We start from the raw sequence: 22,506 nt of genomic DNA, 5'->3' as shown, positions 1-22,506 counted from the left end.
TTCAGATTCCGGTTCGCACGGGGACGGAAGTCATCGATTTCGCTCATAGCCGCGACGCAGCGTTGCGCGTGAGAGCATTCCGAATCTTGCTCACGTAATGAACCAGGTTCATACTCCGCGCCGCTTCTGATGCATTCAGGTTCTTGATGTCGCCCCTCTCCCCCGCCATTGCACGCCGCCAGCGCGAGATCATGGCCCGCGAGCGTGTCCTGCTCGATACCGCCCAGGCGCAGATCCAGCGCGATGGGCTGCTGTCGCTGCAGATGGCGCGTGTGGCCGAGGAATGCGGCTACGCGATCGGCACGCTCTACAAGCATTTCGCCAGCAAGGAAGACCTGTTGGTCGCGCTCGCCACGCGCAACAGCTTCGACCGGGTCGAACTGTTCGAGCGCGCAGCGAAGTGGAACGGCCCGACGCGCGAACGCATGCTTGCCGTCGTGCTCGCCGACATGCTGATCATCCGCGAGCAACCCGAGCACTTCCGCCTCGCCCAGTTCGTCTGGACCGACGTGGTCTGGGGCGCGGCCTCGGTCGAAAGCCGGCGGCGTGCGCTGGCCGCCTGCGAGCCGCTGGCTTCGCTGATCGACGGCATCGTCGCCGAGGGGCGTGCACGCGGTGAACTGCCCGCGTCGGCGCTGCCCGATGGCGCGCTGACGATGGGGCCCTGGATGATGACCGTCGGCATGCACGCGCTCGTGCAGCAGCAGGGGCTAGTCGACACCGCCGTGACCGGCGATCCCTACCGCCTGCTGATCCGCCAGCTGCAGTACCTGTTCAACGGCTACAGCTGGCAACCGCTGATCGATGCCGAGGACGACGCCGCGCTCGATGCGCTGATCGCCCGCGTCAGCCGTGATGTTTTCGATACCGACTGGTCCAGCATCACGCCCGACCTGCCCCCTTCCCTTCCTCTTTCCTGACGGAAACCGCCCATGTCCAGGACCGAAACCCAGCCCGCAGCGCGCAAACCGCGTCCCCGCTTGCGGATGATCGTGATGCTGATCCTCGTCGCCATGATCTTCGGCGGGGTCTTTCTTGCCAAGGCCCTGATGGGCAAGGGCATGAACGACTTCTTCGACAACATGCCGCAGCCGCCGGTCGCGATCACGACCTTTGATGCCGCGCAGCAGTCCTGGTCGACACCGCTGGAAGCGGTCGGCACGCTGGTCGCGGTCAACGGCACCGATGTCACGACCGAAGCCGGCGGTGTGGTCCGCAAGCTGTCGTTCGAGCCCGGCCAGCCGGTCAAGGCCGGCACCGTGCTGGTGGAACTCAACACCGACAACGAACTCGCGGTGCTGCGCTCGAGCGAAGCCGCCGCCAAGCTCGCCGTCGTGCAGCGCGATCGCTGGCGCGAACTCGGCGAGACGCAGCTGGTGTCGAAGGCCGAAGTCGAGGAACGCGCGACCCAGGCGGCGACATCGATTGCCCAGGTCGAGGCGCAGCGCGCCCTGATCGCGCAGAAGACCATTCGTGCACCGTTCGACGGCGTGCTGGGCATCCGCAAGGTCAACCTCGGCCAGTTCGTCTCGCCGGGCACGCCGATCGTCAGCCTGCAGCAGCTCGATCCGATCTTCCTCGACTTCACCCTGCCCGAGCAGCAGTTGCCGTTGATCAACACCGGCGCGACGCTGCAGGCGGTCGTCGATTCGCTGCCCGGCGAACAGTTCGAAGGCACGATCACCGCGATCGAGCCTTCCGTCGACGCGGGTACGCGCAACTTCATGGTGCAGGCGACGCTGTCGAACGCCGATGGCAAGCTGCGCCCGGGTGCGTTCGCACGCGTCGGCCTCGCGGTCGGTGGCGAACAGGATGTCGTGGTGATTCCGCAGACCGCGGTCACCTTCAATCCCTACGGGAACGCGGTGTACGTGGTGTCCGAGCAGCCGGTCGATCCGGAAGCGCCCAGGGCCGAAGGCGAGGACGCGCAGCAGGGTCCGACCCTGATCGTGCGCCAGCGCTTCATCAAGACCGGCGCGACCCGTGGTGACCTGATCGCGGTCACCGAAGGCCTCAAGCCGGGCGAGCGCGTCGCGACCAGCGGCCTGCTCAAGTTGCGCAACGATGCGGTGGTGACGATCAACAACCGCGTGCAGCCGAGCGCGGATGCCGCGCCGACGCCTGAAAACCGTTGAGCCATCGCCGCTTCCCGATCGATGCGTCCGGGCACCCTGCGCCCGCCCCGCTCCCTGACCCGCGCGACGCCGCGCGGGGGAGACCGAGATGAAATTCACCGACATCTTCATCCGTAAACCCGTGCTGGCGATGGTCGTCAGCCTCTTCATCCTGCTGTTCGGCCTGCGCGCGTTCTCCGAACTCAACGTGCGCCAGTACCCCGAGCTGCAGAATGCGGTCGTCAACATCAGCACGACCTACTTCGGCGCCGACGCCGACCTGATCCAGGGCTTCATCACGACGCCGCTGGAACGCGAGGTCGCGAGCGCCGAAGGCATCGACTATCTGACCTCGACCAGTTCGGCCGGCGTCAGCGTGATCCAGGCCTACATCCGTCTGGATTACGACCCGAACGAAGCACTCACGCAGATCGCCGCTAAGGTCAACAAGCTGCGCAGCGAACTGCCGGCCGAATCGGAAGATCCGGTCATCGACCTGCAGCAGGGGCAGCAGGTCGCGGCGATGTACGTCTCGTTCGCCAGCGATGCGCTGAACGACAACCAGATCACCGACTACCTCACCCGCGCCGTCGAGCCGACGATCGCGACGATCCCCGGCGTGCAGCGTGCCGAAATCATGGGTCCGGGCTCGTTCGCGATGCGCGTGTGGCTCAAGCCCGATCGCATGACCGCACTCGGCGTGACCGCGAGCGACGTGTCGACCGCGCTGCAGTCCAACAACGTGCTGTCCGCGCTGGGCTCGACCAAGGGCCAGATGGTCTCGGTCGATCTGACCGCACGCACCGATCTGCGCACGCCCGAGGAATTCCGCGCGCTCGTCGTGCGCGAGGCCGATGGCGCGATCGTGCGCCTGGGCGACATCGCCGATGTCGTGCTGGGCTCGGAGAACTACGGCTCGTCGGTGCGCATCAACGGCGCCGCGGCGACGTTCATGGGCATCTTCGTCTCGCCCGACGCGAACGCGCTGGACGTGATCGCCGAGGTGCGCAAGGCCTGGGACGAGGAAATCGTGCCGCAGCTGCCTGAAGGCATCGAAGCGACGATCCCCTACGACAGCACCGAGTCGATCCAGGACGGCATCAACGAGGTCATCCGCACGATTATCGAGGCGGTGATCATCGTCATCGTGGTGATCTACCTGTTCCTCGGCTCGTTCCGCAGCGTGCTGATTCCGGCGGTCACCGTGCCGCTGTCGCTGGTCGGCGCCCTGTTCCTGATGCTGCTGATGGGCTTCACGATCAACCTGCTGACGCTGCTGGCGATGGTGTTGGCCATCGGCATCGTGGTCGATGACGCGATCATCGTGCTGGAGAACATCCACCGCCACATCGAAGAAGGCATGACGCCTTACGACGCGTCGATCCGCGGCGCGCGCGAACTCGCGTGGCCGGTGGTCGCGATGACCACGACGCTGATCGCGGTGTACCTGCCGATCGGTTTCCAGGGTGGTCTGACCGGGGTGCTGTTCACCGAGTTCGCGTTCACGCTGGCGGGCGCGGTGTTCCTGTCGGGCATCATCGCGCTGACGCTCACGCCGATGATGTGCGCGAAGATCCTCAAGCCGCACGGCGAGCACAGCAAGAGCCGGCTGGAAAAGTGGCTCGACCGCCGCTTCGACTGGCTGCAGCAAGGCTACCAGCGCAGGCTGCACGGCGCGCTGCAGACGCGCGCGGTGATTCTGACCTTCGGCGGCATCGTGCTGGTCTCGTGCGTGTTCCTCTACATTGGCGCGCCGAAGGAACCGGCGCCGCCGGAGGACGAAGGCTTCGTCTTCGCGATCGGCAGCGCCGATGCCGCCAGTACGCTCGACTACGTCGAGGGCTACACCGAAGAAATGACCGCGGTCGTCGAACAGATCCCCGAGATCAACGACTTCTTCCTTTTCAACGGCGGCATGGGCGGCATGGGCGGCAGCAACAGCGCGATGGGCGGCTTCGTCATGAAGCCGTGGAGCCAGCGCGAGCGCTCGACCAACCAGATCCTGCAGCAGGACCTGCAGCCCAAGCTTGCCGAGATCACCGGTCTGAACATCTTCGCGCTGGTGCCGCCGTCGTTGCCCTCGGCCGGTGGCGATGGCGGCGGTGAGTTCCTGATCGGCGGCATCGGCTCACTGGAACAGTTGTCGGAAATTGCCGACGAAGTGGTCGCGCGGGCGCAGGCCAGCAGTCGCTTCATCTTCCTCGACAAGGACCTGAAGATCGACAAGCCACGCGTGGAGGTGCAGATCGACCGCGACAAGGCGGCGTTGCTCGGCATCGACATGCGCACGCTGGCCGCGGACATGAGCGCCCTGCTGGCCGGCGGCTACGTCAACCGCTTCGCGATGCAGAACCGCTCCTACCGCGTGATCCCGCAGGTGCAGCGCAGCGACCGGCTCAATGCCGAGCAGCTGGGCAACTACTACACCCGCACCCGCGACGGTGATCTGATACCGCTGTCGACGGTGATCTCGTTCAAGGAAAGCGCGCAGCCGCAATCGCTGAAACGCTTCCAGCAGCTCAACGCGGTGGGCATCACCTTCGCCCCGCGTCCCGGCGTGACCAAGGGCGAGGCGCTGCGCGTGCTCGACGAGATCGCCGCCGAGGTGCTGCCGCAGGGCTACAGCGTGGACTACGCCGGCGAGTCGCGGCAGTTCAAGCAGGAAGGCACGACGATGCTGATCACCCTCGCCTTCGCGCTGGTGATCATCTTCCTGGTACTGGCCGCGCAGTTCGAGAGCTTCCGCGATGCGGTGATCATGCTGGCCACGGTGCCGATGGCGATCAGTGGCGCGCTGCTGGTACTCAATGCGCTGGCATTGCTGTCGGGCGTGCTGCAGTTCGCCGGCATCGAGGCCTTCCCCGGCATGTCGATCAACATCTACACGCAGGTGGGTCTGGTGACGCTGGTCGGCGTGATCTCCAAGCACGGCATCCTGATCGTGGAGTTCGCGAACAAGCTGCAGGTCAACGAAGGCGTGCCGAAGGCCGAGGCCATCGAACGCGCTGCGGCGATCCGTCTGCGCCCGGTGCTGATGACGACGGCCGCGCTGGTGTTCGCGATGGTGCCGCTGCTGATCGCCAGCGGTCCCGGCGCCGCGGCCCGTTTCTCGATGGGTCTGGTGATCGCCGCCGGCATGTCGATCGGTACCGCGTTCACCCTGTTCGTGCTGCCGGCGTTCTACCTGCTGCTGGCCCGCGACCACAGCCACGACCGCGATGCCACAGAGGCACGGCAAGCGGAACGTCGCGACGGCGACGATCTGGAGCCGGCGCCGCAGGGACATTGAGTTCCGGCGACAGGTGAAACGGAAAAGGCGCGGCATCGGCCGCGCCTTTTTCTTTAGTTGGATCGCGTCGGATCTGATGGCGATGATGGGTCTCGCTGCGCTCTACCCCTCCTACAAAGGCGCCGGCACACCCACCGTATGACGGGTAGAGCGCAGAGAAATCCATCGCGCAACTCGCTAAAGGCTCGCAACCCACTCCGCATCAAGCGACAACGTCGCAGGCAGATCGCGCACATCCGCAACGAACGGCAACACCCCAAGACACGGCGCCGGCAAGGCGTCCGTCAGCAGGCCAACGTAATCGTCCGCGCGCGCGAAGTCCGGATCGATGCGATTGCCGATCCATCCGACCAGCCGGCAGCCGTCCGCTTCGATCGCACGCGCGGTCAGTCGCGCATGACTCAGGCAACCGAGCTTCAAGCCGACCACAAGCACCACGGCGGCGCCGATGTGCCGCGCGAGATCCTGGTGTTCGAGTCCTTCGGCGAGCGGCGCATCCCAACCGCCGGCGCCTTCGACCAGCACCACGTCCGCTTTCGATGCGAGACGCGCATGTGCGGCATACAGGTCCGCGATGTCGACCGTCACACCCGCCGCGATCGCAGCCAATGTGGGTGCCGTGGGTTCGGGCAATGCGACCGGATTGATGTCGGCATAGTCCGGCCGCGGGTCGCTGGCTGCCTGCAAGGCGAGCGCATCTTCGTTGCGCCAGCGCCCGTCGACCCATTCGCAACCACTCGCGATGGGCTTCATGCCAACCGCACGCAGACCGGTCGCGCGGAGTGCGTGCAACAAGGCCACGCTCGAGTGTGTCTTGCCGATGCCGGTATCGGTCCCGGTCACCAGCACACTGCGCGCGCTCATGCGGATTCCGCGCGCACGCGCGCCAGTTCACGCGCCGCGCGGACGCCGTACCACGGCATCAGCACCGCCAGGGTGCAATAGACGATGCCGGGCAGGCCCTGCCACCACGTCCCGGGCGGCATCGGCAACAGCGACAGCGCGATCGAAGCGGCGGTCGGAATCAACAGCCACGCCATCGCGCCGGCCTCCTGTCGCAATACGCAGCGCTCGACCGAATCGAGCGCAAGCGCGTCGGCGCGCGCTAGGCCGTGCCGGTTGAGTAACAGCATGATGCTGCACATCGCGGCGAAGCCGATACCGTAGATGACGTAAAGACTGCGGAATTCTCCTTCGGTGAAGCCGATCGGCATCGGCGACGGCGCCCAGCCACCGGTCAGGAAATGCAGCGCGACGCCCATGATCAGGCGCAACGGGTAGACGTACAGCAGCGCTACCGCGATCAGCAGCAGGCCGAGCGTGGTCACTCGCGCATCGGTCAGCCCGGTACGGCGGCTGAAGCGATGGTGGGTCGCCCAGAACATGGCGAGAATCGCAAAGCCCGCCAGAAACGCGGGCGCGCGGCGGAGCGCTTCATGCAGCTCGGGCACATTCGCTGGCATCGCATCGAACGACACGACCAGCAGCGTCACCGCGAACGCGAATGCGGCATCCACGAACGTCTCCAGGCGCGAAGCCTGCCGGCCTCGCAGCCGGAACCCGTCCGCATCCCGCGGCAGCGCATCCAGCGCCATCGGGCCCGTGGGGGCCGCTGCTACACTTCGCGACATGTTCACGTCATCTCCCCTGACCGGCTCCAAGGCCGAACAGTATGCCGCGCTGGCGGCACAGGCACGGGCGCTGCTGCACGGCGAACGCGATGCGATCGCCAATGCGGCGAACCTCTCGGCGCTGGTCTATCACGCGCTGCCCGATCTCAACTGGGTCGGCTTCTACCTCTTCGACGGCACCGAACTCGTGGTCGGGCCGTTCCAGGGTCTGCCGGCTTGCGTGCGCATTCCACTCGACAAGGGCGTCTGCGGGGCCGCGGCGCGGACGCGCCAAACACAACGCATCGACGATGTGCATGCGTTTCCCGGGCACATCGCCTGCGACAGCGCCTCGCGTTCGGAACTGGTCGTCCCGCTGTACATCGGCGAGCGCCTGATCGGCGTGTTCGACATCGACAGTCCGGTACCGGCGCGTTTCGACGTTGAAGACCAGACCGGTATCGAGTCCCTCGCTGCCGCCTATCTCGAATCGATGCAATGACCGCACCGACGCCGCTGAAGCTGCGCAACATCGGACCCAAGTCCGCGGCCTGGCTGCGTCAGGTCGGCCTGCGCACGCGCGAGGATCTGGAAGCGGCCGGCGCGGTGGACGCGTTCGTCAAGGTGCGCCGCGCCGGCTTCAAGCCGAGCCTCAATCTGCTGTATTCGCTGGAAGGCGCCCTGCTCGACTGCCATTGGCAGGAGGTGCCCGAAGCGCGTCGCGTGCAACTGGTCGAAGCCGCGGAGGCTGCGACCGCCCTGCTCCCCGATCCGCGCGCGCGCCAGGCCGCCGGACCGGTGACGACGACCGTCACCGAGGCGTTCGAATCCGAGTCTCTGCTGGACAGCCTGTTCGACCGCCGCGACGATTGACCGCCACTCCGGCGCGCCCTGCCCGCGCCCGCAGCCCCGCGCTCACGTACAATCCGCGCCAGCTTCATGGTGACCCGCCGGCGTTCTGCCGTCCGGGTTGAAACGGGAAGCCGGTGACGCGCGTATGCGCCAGTCCGGCACTGCCCCCGCAACGGTAAGCGTGTTCAAGGCATCGCATCCGCCACTGTGCTCCGGCACGGGAAGGCGCGACGCCCGGGAGAACTCTCCCACGCGCGAGTCCGGAGACCGGCCACGAAGTCTTCCTCGATTGCGATGCGGCGGGCATTGCGGCGGCGTTCCGGACGGCTTGTGCGCGTCCGGCCGGCAGCCGTGTCCGTCCTCGCGATCTCCCGACACACCGCGTGCGTGGGTGCACGCGACCAGGAGACTGCAATGCCGTTCCGTACTCTGACCGTGGCGATCGTCGCCGCACTCGCATCCCCGATCGCCGCAGCGGCGACTGCCGCCGACACGCGCGATCTCGACACCGTGCTCGTGACCGCCAACCGCGCTGAAAGCACGCTCGGCGACACCATCGTGCCGGCGCAGGTCATCGACCGCGCCGAGATCGAACGCACCCAGGCGCGTGATCTGCCCGAACTGCTGCGCGGCCGCGCCGGCATCCAGATCGCCAACCAGGGCGGTCCGGGCAAGCTCAGCTCGGTGTTCATGCGCGGCAGCGAGTCCGACCACGTCCTGGTCCTTGTCGATGGCGTGCGCATCGGTTCGGCGACCGCCGGACTGGCGTCGTTCCAGGACATCCCGGTCGACCAGATCGAGCGCATCGAGATCGTCCGCGGCCCGCGCTCCAGCCTCTACGGCTCGGAAGCGATCGGCGGCGTCATCCAGATCTTCACGCGCCGCAACACCGGTGCGGTCCGCCCGCACGCGCGTATCGGGATCGGCAGCCACAACCTGCGCGAAGCCAGCGCCGGCCTCGGCGGCCGCGCCGGTCGCGGCTGGTTCGGTGTCGACGCGGCGTTCCAGCGCACCGATGGCATCAATGCCTGCCGGGGCCGTGGTCCATTGAACGGCGACTTCGGGGCCGGCTGCTTCGTCGACGAACCCGACCGTGACGGCTACCGCAACCGGTCGTTCAATCTGCGTGGCGGTGTCGAACTCGCGGACAGCCTGACGCTCGAGGGCAATGCGCTGCGTGCCGACGCCTTCAACGAATACGACGGCAGCTACGGCAACGAGGCAGAAAACGTGCAGCAGGTCGCCGGCGGCAAACTGACATACGCGCCTTCCAACGTGGTGCGCCTGACTGCGCAGGCCGGCCGTTCGTACGACAAATCGATGACCTACCAGCGAGATGCGAACGCAGGAACCCGCAGTGATCTTGGTCATCTGGATACCCGCCGCGATACCGCATCGTTGCAGGCGGACTTCACCCTCGCCCCGACACAGGCCTTGAGCCTCGGGTTCGACTGGCTATCGGACAACGTGGAAAGTCAGACCGTCTACGCGGTGACCCAGCGCGACAACTTCGCGACGTTCGCGGAGTACCAGGGACGAGTCGGTGCACACCGCCTGCAGGCGAGCGCGCGCTATGACGACAACGAACAGTTCGGCGGCCACGGTACCGGCAGCATCGGCTGGGGCATGGATCTTGAGCGCGGTCTGCGCTTCAACGCCAATGTCGGCACGGGATTCAAGGCGCCGACGTTCAATGACCTTTACTACCCTGGTTCGGAAAGTCCGGACCTCAAGCCAGAGCGCTCGAAGAGCGCGAACATCGGTGTCTCGCAATATTCGGACGACTGGAACTGGTCATTCAACGTATTCGAAAGCCGGATCGACGACCTGATCGTGTTCGTCTATCCGCCGCCGGATTACGTCGGCACCGGCATGAACATCGATGAAGCCCGTATTCGCGGCGCCGAACTGACGTTCGCGACCACGCTTGCCGGTTTCGACCTGTCGACCGAACTGAGCCACGTCGATCCGCGCGACCGCAGCGACAGCGCCAACAACGGCAACCTGCTCGCCCGTCGCGCGCGCAACAGTGGTCGTCTCGACATCGACCGCAGCCTGGGCGACTTCCGCATCGGCACCACGCTGCGCGCCAGCAGCAGCCGTTTCGACAACGCCGCCAATACCGTGCGCGTCGCCGGCCACGGCACGCTGGACCTGCGTGCGGCGTGGGCATTCAACCCGGACTGGACGCTGGAAGCCCGCGCGACCAACGTGCTCGACAAGGCGTACGAGACCATCGCGTGGTACGGCCAGCCCGGCCGCGAGTACGGTCTTGCGCTGCGCTGGTCGCCGACGACGCGCTGATCAAGAAAGAAACCCCGCATTTGCGGGGTTTCTTCTTCTGCGGCAACCATGAAGAAAGCGGTCTGGTCTCTATGCTGCGCGGATGGCAGCGGCAGGCCGTCAAAGCAAATCGAAAAGTGCAGCACCGGCACGCGGCGCCGGCTGGGCGCTCGGTCGGCGCGCCGCTAGGAGATCAGCCCGCAAGCACCGCCCGCAACAGCGGAGGAATACCCGACGATGCCGCGGCGACGTTGTCGAGCACGTCCTCGAACGTGATCACCTCATCCACCTGCGGGCCCGCGCCGGCCGCCCAGTTGGCGACGATCGCCAGACAGGCGTAGTCGAGCCCCAGCTCACGCGCGAGGCCGGCCTCCGGCATGCCGGTCATGCCGACCAGATCGCAGCCGTCGCGGCGCATGCGGGCGATCTCGGCGCGCGTCTCCAGCCGCGGGCCCTGGGTGGCGCCGTAGCAACCGCCATCGACCAGCGTCACCCCGGCAGTCGCCGCCGCATCGAGCACGCGCCTGCGCAGCGTCGGCGTATAGGGATCGCCGAAATCGACATGCTGCACCTCGGTGCCCTCCTCCTCACAAAAGGTCGAGACCCGCCCCCAGGTGTAGTCGATCAGCTGGTCCGGACACGCAAGCACGCGCGGCCCGAAGCGTTCGGTGATGCCACCCACCGTATTGAGCGCCAACACCCGCGTCGCACCCAGCGCCTGGAGCGCGGACAGGTTGGCGCGGTAGTTCACGCGGTGCGGCGGCACCGAGTGCCCCTCGCCATGACGCGCGAGAAACGCGACGCGCTTCCCGTCGAGCGTCCCCACCCGCACAGGCCCCGACAGCGCGCCGTAGCGTGTGACCGGCTGATGCGGCTCCACTTCCTGCAGGTCGGCCAACTGGTAGAGACCGGTGCCGCCGATGACGGCCAGATCGATGTCGAGGTGCATGGGGGTTCTCGCAATGAGGATGGGGCCAGGACGAGAGTGTCCTCCGACCTACCTTAGAACGGCGGCAAAGGGCGCCAGACGGACAAATCAGGACCCGATTCCGAGTGGGACGCGGCATCGGCCACCGTCAGAGCCGAAATGCGCTCAGCCAGTCACTCCGCCAGCGCGTAGATCCCGGGCAGATTCCGGCCCTGCTCATGGAAATCCATGCCGTAGCCGAATACATACCGGTCCGGTACTTCGACGCCGACGTAGTCAGCTTCGACGCCGTCCACGCCGCGGTCGTGGACCTTGACCGCGAGTACGGCGACGCGGACGTCAGCCGCGCCCTGGTCTTCGACCCACTGGCGCACCGCCTTGAGGGTGTGGCCTTCGTCCAGAATGTCGTCGACCAGCAGCACACGGCGGCCCTGCAGCGGGGTCGCGGGGCGATGCAGCCAGGCGAGGCCAGATCCTGTGGTGTTGCCGCGGTAGCGGGTGGCGTGCAGATAGTCGAACTCGAGATCGACTTCGTTCTCGCCGATCGCGAACGCGAGCTGGGTGGCGAACGGCATGCCGCCGTGCATGATCGTGATGTAGACCGGTGGCACGTCGTCGTCGCCGTACTCGTCGGCGATCTCTTCGGCCATCGTCTCGATGGCGTCTTCGAGCGCGTCGCGGTCGAACAGCAGGTCGGCGGTGTCGATCACGTCGTCGAGGCGTGGGACGTTCATGCGATGTCTCCAGTGCGGGGGGCGGACGCGTCGCCGGCGATCGCGCCGTCCCAGCCGAGCGGACCGCGTCCGATCAGGCCGGTCAGGGCCATGGTGTTGAGGGCGCGGCCTTCGACCGCGGCCAGCGATTCGGCCACGAGTTCGGGATGGCAGACGAGGACGACGTCGCAACCGGCGTCGAGGTGCGCGTCGACGCGCGACTTGATGCCGCCGGCCGAAAACGCGGCGGCCATGCCGATGTCGTCGGAGAACACGACACCGCGGAAGCCCATCTGCTCGCGCAGGATCGTGTTGATCCACAGCGGCGAATAGCCGGCCGGTTCTGGCGCGACCTGCGGATAGACCACATGGGCCAGCATCACGGCATCGGCGCCGGCATCGATGCCGGCGACGAACGGCACCAGATCGTGCGCGCGGATGGCATCGAGACTTCGGTTGTCGACCGCGTCGTCGAAATGCGTGTCCTCGCGCACCGAGCCGTGTCCGGGGAAATGCTTGAGCGTCGCGGCCATACCGGCCTCGTGCATGCCTTCGACATAGGCACGCGTGAGCGCTGCGACGATCTTTGGATCCTCAGAAAAGGAGCGATCCCCAATCGCGAGATTGCCGTGGCCCACATCCACCACCGGCGCGAAGCTCAGATCGACGCCGCTGGCGCGCACTTCCTGCGCCATCAAGCGCGCGTGCGCACGCGACGCGGCCATCGCAGCGTCCGGATCGGCGAGATACTGCGCGCCGAAACCGGCGAGCGACGGCAGTTCGGAATAGCCGTCCTGGAAGCGCTGCACACGGCCGCCTTCCTGGTCCACGCAAATCAGCTGCGGACGCGGCGCGGCGTCGCGGATCGCGGCCGAGAGTTCGGCGATCTGCGCGCGCGAGGCGAAGTTGCGTTTGAACAGGATCACGCCGGCGCAGGCATCGTGCTGCAGCCAGTCGCGCTCCTGCGCGGTGAGTTCGGTGCCGGCGACGCCGATCACGAGCATTGCGGACCTCTCCATCGAACACGCCCCATGGCGCGGACGGGCATTGTCGCAGATGCGGGCGCGCGTGCCGTCGGGCGAGGCGACGTGTTCAGTCGCAGTCGGAGACTCGCGATGGATGCCGCTGCCCGCGCGTCACGCACCGCTCGGTGCTTCAGCTCGGCTTCGCGCACCAGCCAGCCACGCGGTCCGAAGGCAGCGGTCAGCCGCGTTCCGCCGCGTCCCAGCGCGAGAACGGACGCGCGGCCAGCGCGAGGTTGAAATAGCGTTGGTGCGCGGTGACTTCGACGCCCAGCCAGTCGGGCCTATCGAAGGCTTCATCGGCATCGTCGAGTTCGATTTCCGCCACAACGAGACCGGCGTTGTCGCCGAGAAACTCGTCGACCTCCCACAGATGCACGCCCTGGCGCACGAGGTGCCGGCGCTTCTCCACCAACCCACCGACGCACAGCTTCAGCAACGCCTGCGCATCGTCGACCGGCAGCGGCAGTTCGAACTCCTGCCGCGTGGTACCGGGCTCGCGCGACTTGATGTTGAGGAACGCCACATCGCCCTCGATGCGTACGCGCACCGAAGCGTTCTGCGCGCCGCTGGCGATCGACGCGGCATCGTTGAGATAGCCCTGCGCCATCGGCACCACCGCATGCGCGGCCGCGCGCCAGGCGTCGGACACGACGAGGAATTTGCGTTCGATCTCGATGCCCATGCAGTCCTCAGCGTTTCTCAAACAGGGCGATGGATTCGACGTGCGCGGTCTGCGGGAACATGTCCATGACACCCGCATCCGAGAGCGTCCAGCCACGCTCGTTGACCAGGTAGCCCGCATCGCGCGCCAGCGATGCCGGGTGGCAACTGACATAGACGATGCGCTTGAAGCGTTCCAGGGGCAGCTGGCGCAGCACGTCGATCGCGCCCGAGCGCGGCGGATCGAGCAGCAGTTTGTCGAAACCCTGCCGCATCCACGACGCGCTGCGCTGGTCCTGGGTGAGATCGGCGGCATGGAGCTGGGCATTGAGAAGTCCGTTGTGGACCGCGTTCTCCTTCGCCCGCGCCACCAGTCCGGCCTCGCCTTCCACGCCGACGACCTCGCGCACGCGGCGCGCCAGCGGCAATGTGAAGTTGCCCAGGCCGCAGAACAGGTCTAGCACGCGGTCGTCGGGTTGCACATCGAGCAGCTCGAGCGTGCGCGCGATCATCGTCCGGTTGAGGCCGGCATTGACCTGGATGAAATCTAGCGGCCTGAACTTCAGCTCGATGTCCCAGTCTTCAAGCCGGAACGACAGCGCCGGTGCCTCCGGCCACAGCGGATGCACGCTGTCGTTGCCGCCGGGCTGCAGGAAGATCGCCATGCGGTGCTGCTGCCCGAACGCGAGCAGCGCTGCCACATCGGATTCGATCAACGGCTGCAGATGGCGGAACACCAGCGCGATGCCGTCGAACTCCGGGCGCGGATCGCCGGCGATGAACTCGATCTGCGGCATCGTGCTGCGCGCGTCCATGCCGTCGACGAGCTGCGCCAGCGCCGGAATGATCGCGGCGATCGGCTCGATCACGGTGTGGCATTCCTGCAATTCGGCGACGAAGCGCGGATCGCGCTCGCGGAAGCCGACCAGCGTCTTGCCCTTCTTCTCCACCCGCTTGACCGAAAACCGGCCCTTGCGCCGGTAGCCCCAGGCGCGATCGACCATCGGTGCCATCCAGCGCTTCGGCGTGACATGGCCGATGCGTTCGAAGTTCTCGCGAAGCACGCGCTCCTTGGCAAGGATCTGCTGCTCGGCGTCGAGGTGCTGCAGCACACAGCCGCCGCAGGTACCGAAATGCGGACAGCGCGGCGTGATGCGATGTTCGGAGGCGCGCAGGACTTCGAGCGTCACCGCCTCGTCGAAACTGCGCGAACGCGCAAAGCGCTGGGCGACGACCTGCTCGCCCGGCAGCGCGCCGGTGACGAACAGCGCCTTGCCATCGGGCAAGCGCGCGACGCCGCGGCCGTCGTGGGTGAGGTTGAGGACATCGACCTCGAAGGGGGTCTGATCGAGACGTTTACGGGCCACGTGGCGAAGGCTGCGGGCAGAAGGGCCGCGCATTGTCGCAGATGCATTACTGCGCAGCCCGTCCTGTAGGAGCCCGCTCGCGCGCGATGGGGATCTACCGCGAACACCCATCGCGCAAGCACGCGCCTAAGCTTCGGCGTCTGCCTCCAATCCACGTCCCTCGCAGCGAATTCGCAGCCGGGGATTACTTCTGCGTCCAGCTCCCGCCCTGCTGATACCACCAGCCCGGACGCGCACTCGCAATCCACTGGCGTGCGAACACGTCGCGGATCTGCGATTCCCACTCGGGATGCCCGTTCGCGACCGCGATCTCGCGGTACACGGCCTGCCGATCGCGGTTGTCGTCGGCGACAGCCGAGTTCACCGCGACGCGGTCCTTGATCGGCAACTGCGAGGCGTCGCGCACGACGATCATGCCGTTGCCGCCGAAGCCCAGCGCGCCGGAATCGAAATGGGGGCGCAGGGTGCCGTTGAAGCGCTGCTCCATGCGCGCCTGGATCGCCTGGATCGCCGGCGTGCGAATGCTGATATCCGGGGCCTGCGCGTGCGCGCTGCCGATGCCGATCAGCATCCAGGGATCGAAGCGCGGCGTGGTCTGCGCCATGCCGCCGCCGGGCCCGCTCGCGGGCGGCGTCTCGGTCGCGGGCGCCTGATCGCCGATCACGTTTTCGACGAACTCGCGCGCCGCTTCCTTGGCCTCGGCCGCGGGAAAATACACATTGATCGTCACGCAAGCGGTCAACGCCAGTGCGGCCACGGCCGGCAAACCCATCCAACGCGCCATCGACACTCTCCTGTCAGAAATCCGGAGCGCCGGTCATTCGATGACCGGCGCGACATCACCACCTGCGGCAGCTGCAAGGCGTTCGACGAGCACAGGCCAGTCGACGTCCCGATTGAAACCCACCACGTTCAGACGCGGCAGGCCGGCGCCCTGGACGATAGTAAAGGCGTTGCCCTCTGAACGCAGGCCGCCCATCCGGCAGACTGCATTACGCAAGCGGCACGAGATGCCGATGCCGCGGTAGCCGAAGTCGTCGAACAGCGCGATTGCCCGGCCCTGCAGGGTAGTCACGAACGAGGCATCGCCGACGCTGGAGATGTCCTGCACGGCGCGCTGGCTGATGCGCTGGCGCACGCCCGGCGCAGCCTCGGTGTGCAGTTCGGCATCGAAGGCGGTGGCGTTCCAGTCGACCAGACGCAGACCGTCGATGCGCCCGTGCAGGCGCCCTTCAATGCTGCCGAAACCGAACACGCCGGTCAGCGCATGCAGATCCAGCGACGAGAGCGCAAGGTCACCGGTCACTGTCGGCAGAACACCGAACGGTCGCTCGATCGCCAACGACGACACATCGATGCGGCCGTCGAACAAGGTCATCGACAGACCGCCATCGAAATCGATGCGGTTATCTGCATAGCGCACAGTGGGAATTCGCCCGGCAAGCGCGCCTTCGAACGCAGGCCACTCGAGCGTTTTCGCGAGCATGCCGATGTCGAGCGCATCGAGCCGCAGCGCGGTCTGCATGCGCAGGCCGCTATCGCCGGAGGGCGGCTGCAGCTGCAGCGATTCGAAACCGATCTCGCCGCCAAGAAACGAGAACGCGACCGGCTCGCGCAGGCGCAGCACTCCGTCGCCGCTCTCAAGGCTCCACGCCGCGGCATCGAACGGCAGGTCATAAAGCGCCCCGCCGCGCCAGGCAAACGCGCTGCGCACGGGTGTCGACGCCGAGTAGCGCACCGTGCCATCCAGCCTGTCGAGCCGGAACCGGCCACTGACATCGCTGATATCCAGCCGGCGCAAGGCGACGTCCGCACTGCGCAAGATCGCGTCCTCGAGCACCATGCCCGCACGGAAGCCTCCCGAGAGCGACAGCCCCTGCACGCCGGCGAGTCCCAGCCAGCCGGAGAGATAACGGCCGGGCAACGCCGTGGCGTCGTCACTGGCCAGCGTGAGCGCGAGCGCGCCGATGCCGAAGTCCGGCGTCAGGCGCGCATTGCCATCGACGCGCAAGCTGTCTCCGTCGCGCCAGGCCAACCGCGACAGCGACCAGTCGCCCTCACCGACGCGCGTCATGTCCATGCCGATGCCGACCGGCGTCTCCGGCAACGACACGTAGGCGTTGCCGAACAACAGTTCGCCGCCGCGCAGGCGGCCGTCGATGCGTGCATCCAGGGCATCGTCGGGCAAGCTCAGACGCACCGCGAGATCGCCATCGACATCGCCGGCGGCGATGCTGCCGTCCTCGGTTTCCAGGGCCAATCCCGCGATCACGATATCCGCCTCCACACGCATTGGCTGGCCGGTGGGCGTTTCGATGCGGACGGCGCCGTCGAGCGTGCCGCCGGTCAGCCGCGAAGAGGGCCAGCCCGCGCGGACCAGCGCCTCGACCCAGGCGGTCGGTGCCCGTCGCAGGTCGATCCGGGTGGCATCGGGCGCCACCGCACTGCGCGCCAGGCCAACGCGTGCGTCGCCGCCGGACAACGTGGCCGTCGTGGTCGCCGCATCCAGCACCAGCGACAACTGCAGTGGGGCGCCCTGCCCGCTGCGCAGCGGCCCGTCGCAGCGCCAGCGGGTGTCGTCGCCGGTTGTGTCGCGACGCAGGGGGCAGCGCCAGTCGACGTTCCGGAAACGCCAACCCAAGGCACCCGCGTCGATGTCGCCGGCCTGCAGCCGCAGCCGGCCATCGGGCGCATCGGCCGGCCAGTCCAGCGCCAGGCGCACGTCGTGCAGGGTCACGCCGGCCGCTTCGACCTTCTGGATACGCGCCTGCATCGATTGCGCCTGCACCGCAATCGGCACACAGGCGAGAAACAGGGGTAGGATCGTCAGGACGGGCCGCGGCATCGCCGCAGGATACCCGCGACATCGAGGACGCGATGAATCGATTGCTGCTGGTCGAGGACGACCCCACAAGCCGCAGTTTCCTGCAAGCCGCAAGTGCTGCCCTTCCCGCCGAAGTCGACATTGCCGACTCGGTCGAAGCCGCGTACGCCTTGGCCACAGTAAACGCCTACGACGCCTGGCTGATCGATGCCAACCTGCCCGACGGCACCGGCGGCGCCCTGCTCGCCCGCCTGCGCGCGGAGGGACGCACGACGCCTGCGATCGCCCACACCGCCGCGCGGGAACGCCGCGAGCTCGACGCCCTGCGCGCCGAGGGCTTCGCGATCGCGGTCAGCAAGCCGGTAGCCGCCGACGCGTGGCTGGGCGCGATCCGCCGGGTGCTGGTACGTCGCCCCGGCACGCGCCCGGCGCAGCCTTCAACACCGCTGCCCGACGCGCGTCGCAGTGGCGAAGCGCCGTTGTGGAATGGCGAAACCGCGCTTGCCGCGGTCGGCGGCGACAGCCGCAACGTACGTGGCCTGCGTGAGCTGTTTATCGGCGAACTCGACGGCACCCGGGCACGGATCGCGGCCGCGGCGGCCGCCGGCGACGAGACTGCGGTGCGCGGCGATCTGCACCGGCTGCGCGCGGGCTGCGGTTTCGTGGGCGCCGAACGCCTCGGGCTGGCGGCGCGCGTGCTGCATGTCGAACCTGCATCGGCCACGGCGCTGCGCGCATTTCTCGAAACACTGGACGCTACGCGCGCGAGCGCCTGAAGGCTCAGCGCCGGGGCAGCTGCGCGGCCAGCTCCCAGGACTTCAACCCACGCGGCCCGAGGTGGTGCGACAGCACCGCACGCAGCGCCCGCCGCAAGCTGGCCATGTCGGCAGCCTCCGGCGCTGCGTCGGCCGCGAGCGCCAACAGCGCATGCCCGGTTGCAGCTGCGCTGCGATCGGCTGCCTCGCCATCGCGCTGCAGACGCCGCGGGCCATGTTCGGGGTCGAGTCGATAGCGCGCAGCCGGCTCGATTTCGTTGCCGTCGCCATCGGTGTCAAAGGCGAACCCCAGGCCGATCGCATCGAGCAGGTCACGCTCGAACCGGCGCAGCGTCCAGGCCAGGCCTTCGAGCCCCAGCCGCTGTCGCACATCCGCGAATGCCGCGTAGAGCTCGGGCGCGGGATCCTGGCGCGGTGCGAGCCGGAGCACGAGTTCGCTGATATAGAAGCCGGCGAGCATGGCATCACCGGTGAGCCGGGGTGCCGCATCGAGCGCTTCGGCCGAACGCAGCTGCGCCAGTTCGCCGCGCAGCACTGCGCTCAGACGGATGTGCTGCAACGGCTGCAGCGCGGCTCGCAGCACGTGTTTCTTCGGCCCCTGTACGCCGCGCGCCACCAGGCCGAGCCGGCCATGGTCGAGACTCAGGACTTCGACCAGCAGGCTGGTCTCGCGCCAGGGCCGTGTGTGCAGCACGAACGCCGGCTGTTCTTCGATGCGCACCGTCGGCCCGCGGGCTGCGTCAGCCGGCGCCGATACGGGCGAAGAACGCCTCGCCGGTCAGATGTTCGTCCGGTCCGTCGAGCGCGTACCACTCCGGTTTGGCATCAATGAAGATTTCGGACTCGAAGCGCGCACCGGGAATCGCATCGAACAGACCGGCGGCCACGTAATACTGACCGTCGCCGGTGGTGCGGAAAAACAGACTGCTGCCGCAGGCGCCGCAGAATGCGCGCTCGGCCCAGTCCGAGGACGCGAACCTGCGCACCAGCGCGTCACCCGTTTCGATGCGCAGGTCCCCGCCCGCTGGCAGCACCATCGCCGGACCGCCATGCCAGCGACGACAGGCACCGCAGTGACAGGCGTGCACGTCGTGCGCCGTCGCCGGCACGCTGAGCGTGACGCCGCCGCACAGGCAGTGCCCGTGCAGACGGTCGGCGCTGTCGATGGCTTCACTCATACGTGTGCGTCTCTTATTCGCCGTAGCCCAGTGCCTTGAGCGCGGCTTCGTCGTCAGACCAGCCTTCACGCACGCGCACCCAGGTTTCCAGGAAGACCTTGGCATCGAACAGACGCTCCATGCCCATCCGCGCCTTGGTGCTGATGTCCTTGAGCCGGGTGCCGGCCTTGCCGATGACAATCGCCTTCTGGCCTTCGCGCTCGACCCAGATCACCGCGCCGATGCGCAGCATCGTGCCGTCGAGGGCGAAGCTCTCGATCTCGACCGTGGTCGCATACGGCAGTTCGTTGCCGAGCTGACGCATCAGCTGCTCGCGCACCAGTTCGCCGGCCAGGAAGCGCTGGCTCTTGTCGGTAATCTCGTCTTCGCCGAACAGCGCGTCCTGCGCCGGTATCAGCGGAAACACGGTCGACTTCAGCTGCTCCAGGCCCTTGCGCTTGAGCGCGGACAGCGGCACGACGCCGGCAAAGTCCCGGCCTTCGGTGACCTTCTGCAGATACGGCAGCAGGGCCGTCTTGTCCTTGATCCGGTCGACCTGGTTGACGACCAGCACCACCGGCACGCCGGCCTCGTGCAGCGCGTCGAAGGCCAGACTGTCCTCGTCGTCCCAGCGGCCGGCAACCACCACCAGCAAGGCCGCATCGACGCCTTCCAGTGCGCCGCGCGCCGCACGGTTCATGATCCGGTTCATCGCGCGCTTCTGCTCGCGGTGGATACCGGGCGTGTCGACCAGCATCAGCTGGCCTTCCGGGAATGTCGCGATGCCGAGCAGACGATGGCGCGTGGTCTGCGGACGGTTGGAGACGATGCTCACCTTGGCGCCGACGAGGGCGTTAACCAGGGTGGACTTGCCGACATTGGGTCGGCCGATGACGGCAACATAGCCGGCATGGTGGGGCGTGGTGTGGGGTTCGGTCATGCCGGCATTCTACGGAAATGCCGGTGGTGCGACGCGGAAACCACTGCAACCGGCTCGAGCGGGCTCAGGGCGCCGCTTCGAGCAGTCCCATCACCGCCTCGGCCGCCCGCTGCTCGGCCGCACGGCGCGAACTGCCCTGGCCTTCGGCGACAACGCCGGCATCGTGCAATGCGCAACGCACCAGGAACGTCTTGGCATGTTCCTCGCCGCTTTCAGACAACAGTTCGTAGACCGGCAGCGCCTTCTGCCGCCCTTGCAACCACTCCTGCAGACGTGTCTTGGCGTCCTTGGCGACGCGGCCACTGGCCAGCGCCACCATGGTCTTCTCGAACAGCGGCAGCACCACGGCGCGGCAGGCCTCGAGGCCCGCGTCGAGATAGATCGCCGCGATTACTGCTTCGAGCGCATCGGACAGGATCGAATCGCGGCGATGGCCACCCGACTTGAGTTCGCCCGGGCCCAGCACCAGCCGCGCGCCGAGGTCGAGCTCCCGCGCTACCGCGGCCAGCGAGGACTCGCGTACGAGTTCTGCGCGGGCCCGGGTCAGGGTGCCTTCGTCGGCGCCCGGCCAGCGGGCATACAACGACTCGGCGACCAGCGCGCCCAGCACGGCGTCGCCGAGGAATTCCAGACGTTCGTTGTGCGGAGCCCCGGCACTGCGATGCGTCAGCGCCTGGATCAGCAGGTCGGGATCGCGGAACACGTGCCCGGCGAACCGACCCTGCTGACGATCAAACTCCGTCGCCACCGCGGGTCAGCGTCTGCGTCGCGTGGAACTTGCCCACGACGTCGAGGTTGAAGATCAGCGGACGACGCACTTCGTACTGCACGTCAATCTGCCAGCCGCTGTCGGCGCGGCGGATCTTGAAGTGCTCAGGTTTCACATTCGATGTGTAGTCGATCATCATGCGACGAAAGAACAGTTCCTGGATGCGCGCCGGGTCAGCTGACGCCGTATCCGGCTCACTGGACATACCCTTAAGAGCGGACTTCACGCTGTAGTACTCCGAATACATCGGAAACAGCTTCATGCCCACATAGGCAAAAAAGCCTATGAGCCCCAGAACAATGATGAATCCCAGCAGGGTGATGCCGCGTTGCGTGCGTTTCATGGACGTCCCCTCGAGCCGATGCCGTTGGTCATTTGATGCTCTGACCGATCCTTCCCCAATCGACCCAGCCGGGCGCGGCGGGATCGAGATTCATCCACACCAGGTACGCCTTGCCGCGCAGCTGCGTCTCGGGGAGCGTACCCCAGAAGCGGCCGTCGTCGCTGCGGTCACGGTTGTCGCCCATGACAAAATAATGGCCCTGCGGCACATGGAACGTGCCCTCGCCCAGATGGAACGGCGCGGCCTGGTCGATGTGCAGGATGTCGTGGCTGCGGCCCGGCATCTGCTCGGTGTAGAGCGAAGCACCGGTCATTTCGGCGCCACGGCCCGCGCCCTCGTAGGTGCCGACGCGCTGGTATTCGAACGGCGTGCCGTTGACGAAGACCTGGTTGTCACGGAATTCCACGGTATCGCCCGGCAGGCCGATGACACGCTTGATCCAGTCCTGGTCGGGATGCTGCGGCGGGCGGAACACCACCACATCGCCACGCGCCGGCTCGCCGATGTCGATGATCTTCTTGTTGGTGATCGGCAGGCGGATGCCGTAGCTGAACTTGTTGACCAGGATGAAATCCCCGATCAGCAGCGTCGGCATCATCGAACTGGACGGAATGCGGAACGGCTCCGACACGAAGCTGCGCAGGATCAGCACGACGAACAGCACCGGGAAGAAGGCCTTCGCGTAGTCGACGACGATCGGTTCCTTTTCCTCGAGCAGCCCGGCGCGGCGCGCGCGCGCCTTGGCCAGCACCAGCTTGTCGAGCAGCCAGATGACGCCGGTGAGCAGCGTCAGCACGACCAGAACGGTCTCAAACCATTTCATGCAGCATCCTCGGACACGGGATCGGGCGGCCGC

General features: G+C 67.1%; 22 protein-coding genes and 1 riboswitch. Of the genes, 7 read left to right on the top strand and 15 right to left on the bottom strand.

Features of this window, described 5'->3' with window-relative positions; all coding sequences use genetic code 11:
- Positions 1-146 precede the first annotated feature (146 nt).
- The 3 genes from J2W68_RS09505 to J2W68_RS09495 all read left to right on the top strand — a co-directional run bounded on the left by J2W68_RS09505 (position 147) and on the right by J2W68_RS09495 (position 5,403).
- Positions 147-920: a TetR/AcrR family transcriptional regulator gene (locus J2W68_RS09505; protein WP_310235060.1), complete on the top strand. Its 774-nt coding sequence runs from the start codon at positions 147-149 to the stop codon at positions 918-920.
- 12 nt (positions 921-932) lie between these two features.
- Positions 933-2,135, top strand: a complete 1,203-nt coding sequence (locus tag J2W68_RS09500; RefSeq protein ID WP_310235059.1) for an efflux RND transporter periplasmic adaptor subunit — start codon at positions 933-935, stop codon at positions 2,133-2,135.
- 88 nt (positions 2,136-2,223) lie between these two features.
- Positions 2,224-5,403 (top strand): efflux RND transporter permease subunit, encoded by a 3,180-nt coding sequence (locus J2W68_RS09495; RefSeq protein ID WP_310235057.1) that lies wholly within the window; start codon positions 2,224-2,226, stop codon positions 5,401-5,403.
- Between the two features lie 177 nt (positions 5,404-5,580).
- Here J2W68_RS09495 and bioD read toward each other — a convergent pair whose 3' ends face one another.
- Both bioD and J2W68_RS09485 read right to left on the bottom strand, forming a co-directional pair.
- The gene (gene bioD, locus J2W68_RS09490) at positions 5,581-6,267 is read right to left on the bottom strand and encodes a dethiobiotin synthase (RefSeq protein ID WP_310235055.1); all 687 of its coding nucleotides are present in this window, start codon (positions 6,265-6,267) and stop codon (positions 5,581-5,583) included.
- Positions 6,264-7,034, bottom strand: a complete 771-nt coding sequence (locus tag J2W68_RS09485) for a TMEM175 family protein (RefSeq protein WP_310235054.1) — start codon at positions 7,032-7,034, stop codon at positions 6,264-6,266. The genes bioD and J2W68_RS09485 overlap by 4 nt, the downstream gene beginning before the upstream one ends.
- Here J2W68_RS09485 and J2W68_RS09480 point away from each other — a divergent pair.
- From J2W68_RS09480 to btuB, 3 genes are all read left to right on the top strand, one after another.
- Positions 7,033-7,515, top strand: a complete 483-nt coding sequence (locus J2W68_RS09480; protein WP_310235051.1) for a GAF domain-containing protein — start codon at positions 7,033-7,035, stop codon at positions 7,513-7,515. The genes J2W68_RS09485 and J2W68_RS09480 overlap by 2 nt on opposite strands.
- Positions 7,512-7,886: a TfoX/Sxy family protein gene (locus J2W68_RS09475; RefSeq protein ID WP_310235049.1), complete on the top strand. Its 375-nt coding sequence runs from the start codon at positions 7,512-7,514 to the stop codon at positions 7,884-7,886. Before J2W68_RS09480 ends, J2W68_RS09475 begins: the two co-directional genes overlap by 4 nt.
- A gap of 50 nt (positions 7,887-7,936) precedes the next feature.
- Positions 7,937-8,155, top strand: a riboswitch (cobalamin riboswitch).
- 124 nt (positions 8,156-8,279) lie between these two features.
- On the top strand, positions 8,280-10,169 hold the full coding sequence (btuB, locus tag J2W68_RS09470; RefSeq protein ID WP_310235047.1) for a TonB-dependent vitamin B12 receptor: 1,890 nt from the start codon (positions 8,280-8,282) through the stop codon (positions 10,167-10,169).
- A gap of 172 nt (positions 10,170-10,341) precedes the next feature.
- Here the strand turns inward: btuB and J2W68_RS09465 are convergent, their stop codons facing one another.
- From J2W68_RS09465 to J2W68_RS09435, 7 genes are all read right to left on the bottom strand, one after another.
- Positions 10,342-11,097 (bottom strand): S-methyl-5'-thioinosine phosphorylase, encoded by a 756-nt coding sequence (locus tag J2W68_RS09465; RefSeq protein WP_310235046.1) that lies wholly within the window; start codon positions 11,095-11,097, stop codon positions 10,342-10,344.
- Between the two features lie 152 nt (positions 11,098-11,249).
- The gene (locus J2W68_RS09460) at positions 11,250-11,810 is read right to left on the bottom strand and encodes a hypoxanthine-guanine phosphoribosyltransferase (protein WP_310150014.1); all 561 of its coding nucleotides are present in this window, start codon (positions 11,808-11,810) and stop codon (positions 11,250-11,252) included.
- Positions 11,807-12,793: a beta-N-acetylhexosaminidase gene (gene nagZ, locus J2W68_RS09455; protein ID WP_310235043.1), complete on the bottom strand. Its 987-nt coding sequence runs from the start codon at positions 12,791-12,793 to the stop codon at positions 11,807-11,809. The genes J2W68_RS09460 and nagZ overlap by 4 nt, the downstream gene beginning before the upstream one ends.
- Positions 12,794-12,992: 199 nt before the next feature.
- Positions 12,993-13,496 (bottom strand): CYTH domain-containing protein, encoded by a 504-nt coding sequence (locus tag J2W68_RS09450; protein ID WP_310235041.1) that lies wholly within the window; start codon positions 13,494-13,496, stop codon positions 12,993-12,995.
- 7 nt (positions 13,497-13,503) lie between these two features.
- Positions 13,504-14,841: a 23S rRNA (uracil(1939)-C(5))-methyltransferase RlmD gene (rlmD, locus tag J2W68_RS09445; protein WP_310235039.1), complete on the bottom strand. Its 1,338-nt coding sequence runs from the start codon at positions 14,839-14,841 to the stop codon at positions 13,504-13,506.
- A 184-nt stretch (positions 14,842-15,025) separates the two neighbouring features.
- Positions 15,026-15,625, bottom strand: a complete 600-nt coding sequence (locus J2W68_RS09440; protein WP_310235036.1) for a YdbL family protein — start codon at positions 15,623-15,625, stop codon at positions 15,026-15,028.
- Between the two features lie 33 nt (positions 15,626-15,658).
- Complete coding sequence (locus J2W68_RS09435) at positions 15,659-17,686, bottom strand: hypothetical protein (protein WP_310235034.1); 2,028 nt, start codon at positions 17,684-17,686, stop codon at positions 15,659-15,661.
- A 32-nt stretch (positions 17,687-17,718) separates the two neighbouring features.
- On the opposite strand from J2W68_RS09435, the gene J2W68_RS09430 reads away from it, so the two are divergent.
- The gene (locus tag J2W68_RS09430) at positions 17,719-18,441 is read left to right on the top strand and encodes a response regulator transcription factor (RefSeq protein WP_310235033.1); all 723 of its coding nucleotides are present in this window, start codon (positions 17,719-17,721) and stop codon (positions 18,439-18,441) included.
- A 4-nt stretch (positions 18,442-18,445) separates the two neighbouring features.
- Here J2W68_RS09430 and recO read toward each other — a convergent pair whose 3' ends face one another.
- From recO to lepB, 6 genes are all read right to left on the bottom strand, one after another.
- Positions 18,446-19,162, bottom strand: coding sequence for a DNA repair protein RecO (gene recO / locus J2W68_RS09425; protein WP_310235031.1), 717 nt, complete (start codon positions 19,160-19,162; stop codon positions 18,446-18,448).
- A gap of 19 nt (positions 19,163-19,181) precedes the next feature.
- Entirely contained in the window at positions 19,182-19,619 is a 438-nt protein-coding gene (locus tag J2W68_RS09420; protein ID WP_310235029.1) for a GFA family protein, read from the bottom strand.
- 13 nt (positions 19,620-19,632) lie between these two features.
- On the bottom strand, positions 19,633-20,538 hold the full coding sequence (gene era, locus J2W68_RS09415; RefSeq protein ID WP_310235028.1) for a GTPase Era: 906 nt from the start codon (positions 20,536-20,538) through the stop codon (positions 19,633-19,635).
- 64 nt (positions 20,539-20,602) lie between these two features.
- The gene (rnc, locus tag J2W68_RS09410; protein ID WP_310235026.1) at positions 20,603-21,286 is read right to left on the bottom strand and encodes a ribonuclease III; all 684 of its coding nucleotides are present in this window, start codon (positions 21,284-21,286) and stop codon (positions 20,603-20,605) included.
- Positions 21,270-21,650: a DUF4845 domain-containing protein gene (locus J2W68_RS09405; protein WP_310235024.1), complete on the bottom strand. Its 381-nt coding sequence runs from the start codon at positions 21,648-21,650 to the stop codon at positions 21,270-21,272. The genes rnc and J2W68_RS09405 overlap by 17 nt, the downstream gene beginning before the upstream one ends.
- Positions 21,651-21,678: 28 nt before the next feature.
- Positions 21,679-22,473 carry a signal peptidase I gene (gene lepB / locus J2W68_RS09400; RefSeq protein ID WP_310235021.1) on the bottom strand — a complete coding sequence of 265 codons (795 nt, stop codon included), beginning with the start codon at positions 22,471-22,473 and terminating at the stop codon, positions 21,679-21,681.
- Between the last annotated feature and the right edge of the window lie 33 nt (positions 22,474-22,506).

Source organism: Luteimonas terrae (assembly GCF_031457535.1).
Taxonomy (GTDB): domain Bacteria; phylum Pseudomonadota; class Gammaproteobacteria; order Xanthomonadales; family Xanthomonadaceae; genus Luteimonas; species Luteimonas terrae_A.
The sequence above is the reverse complement of the archived record's forward strand: the minus strand, read 5'-3'. Positions and strand labels throughout refer to the sequence as shown.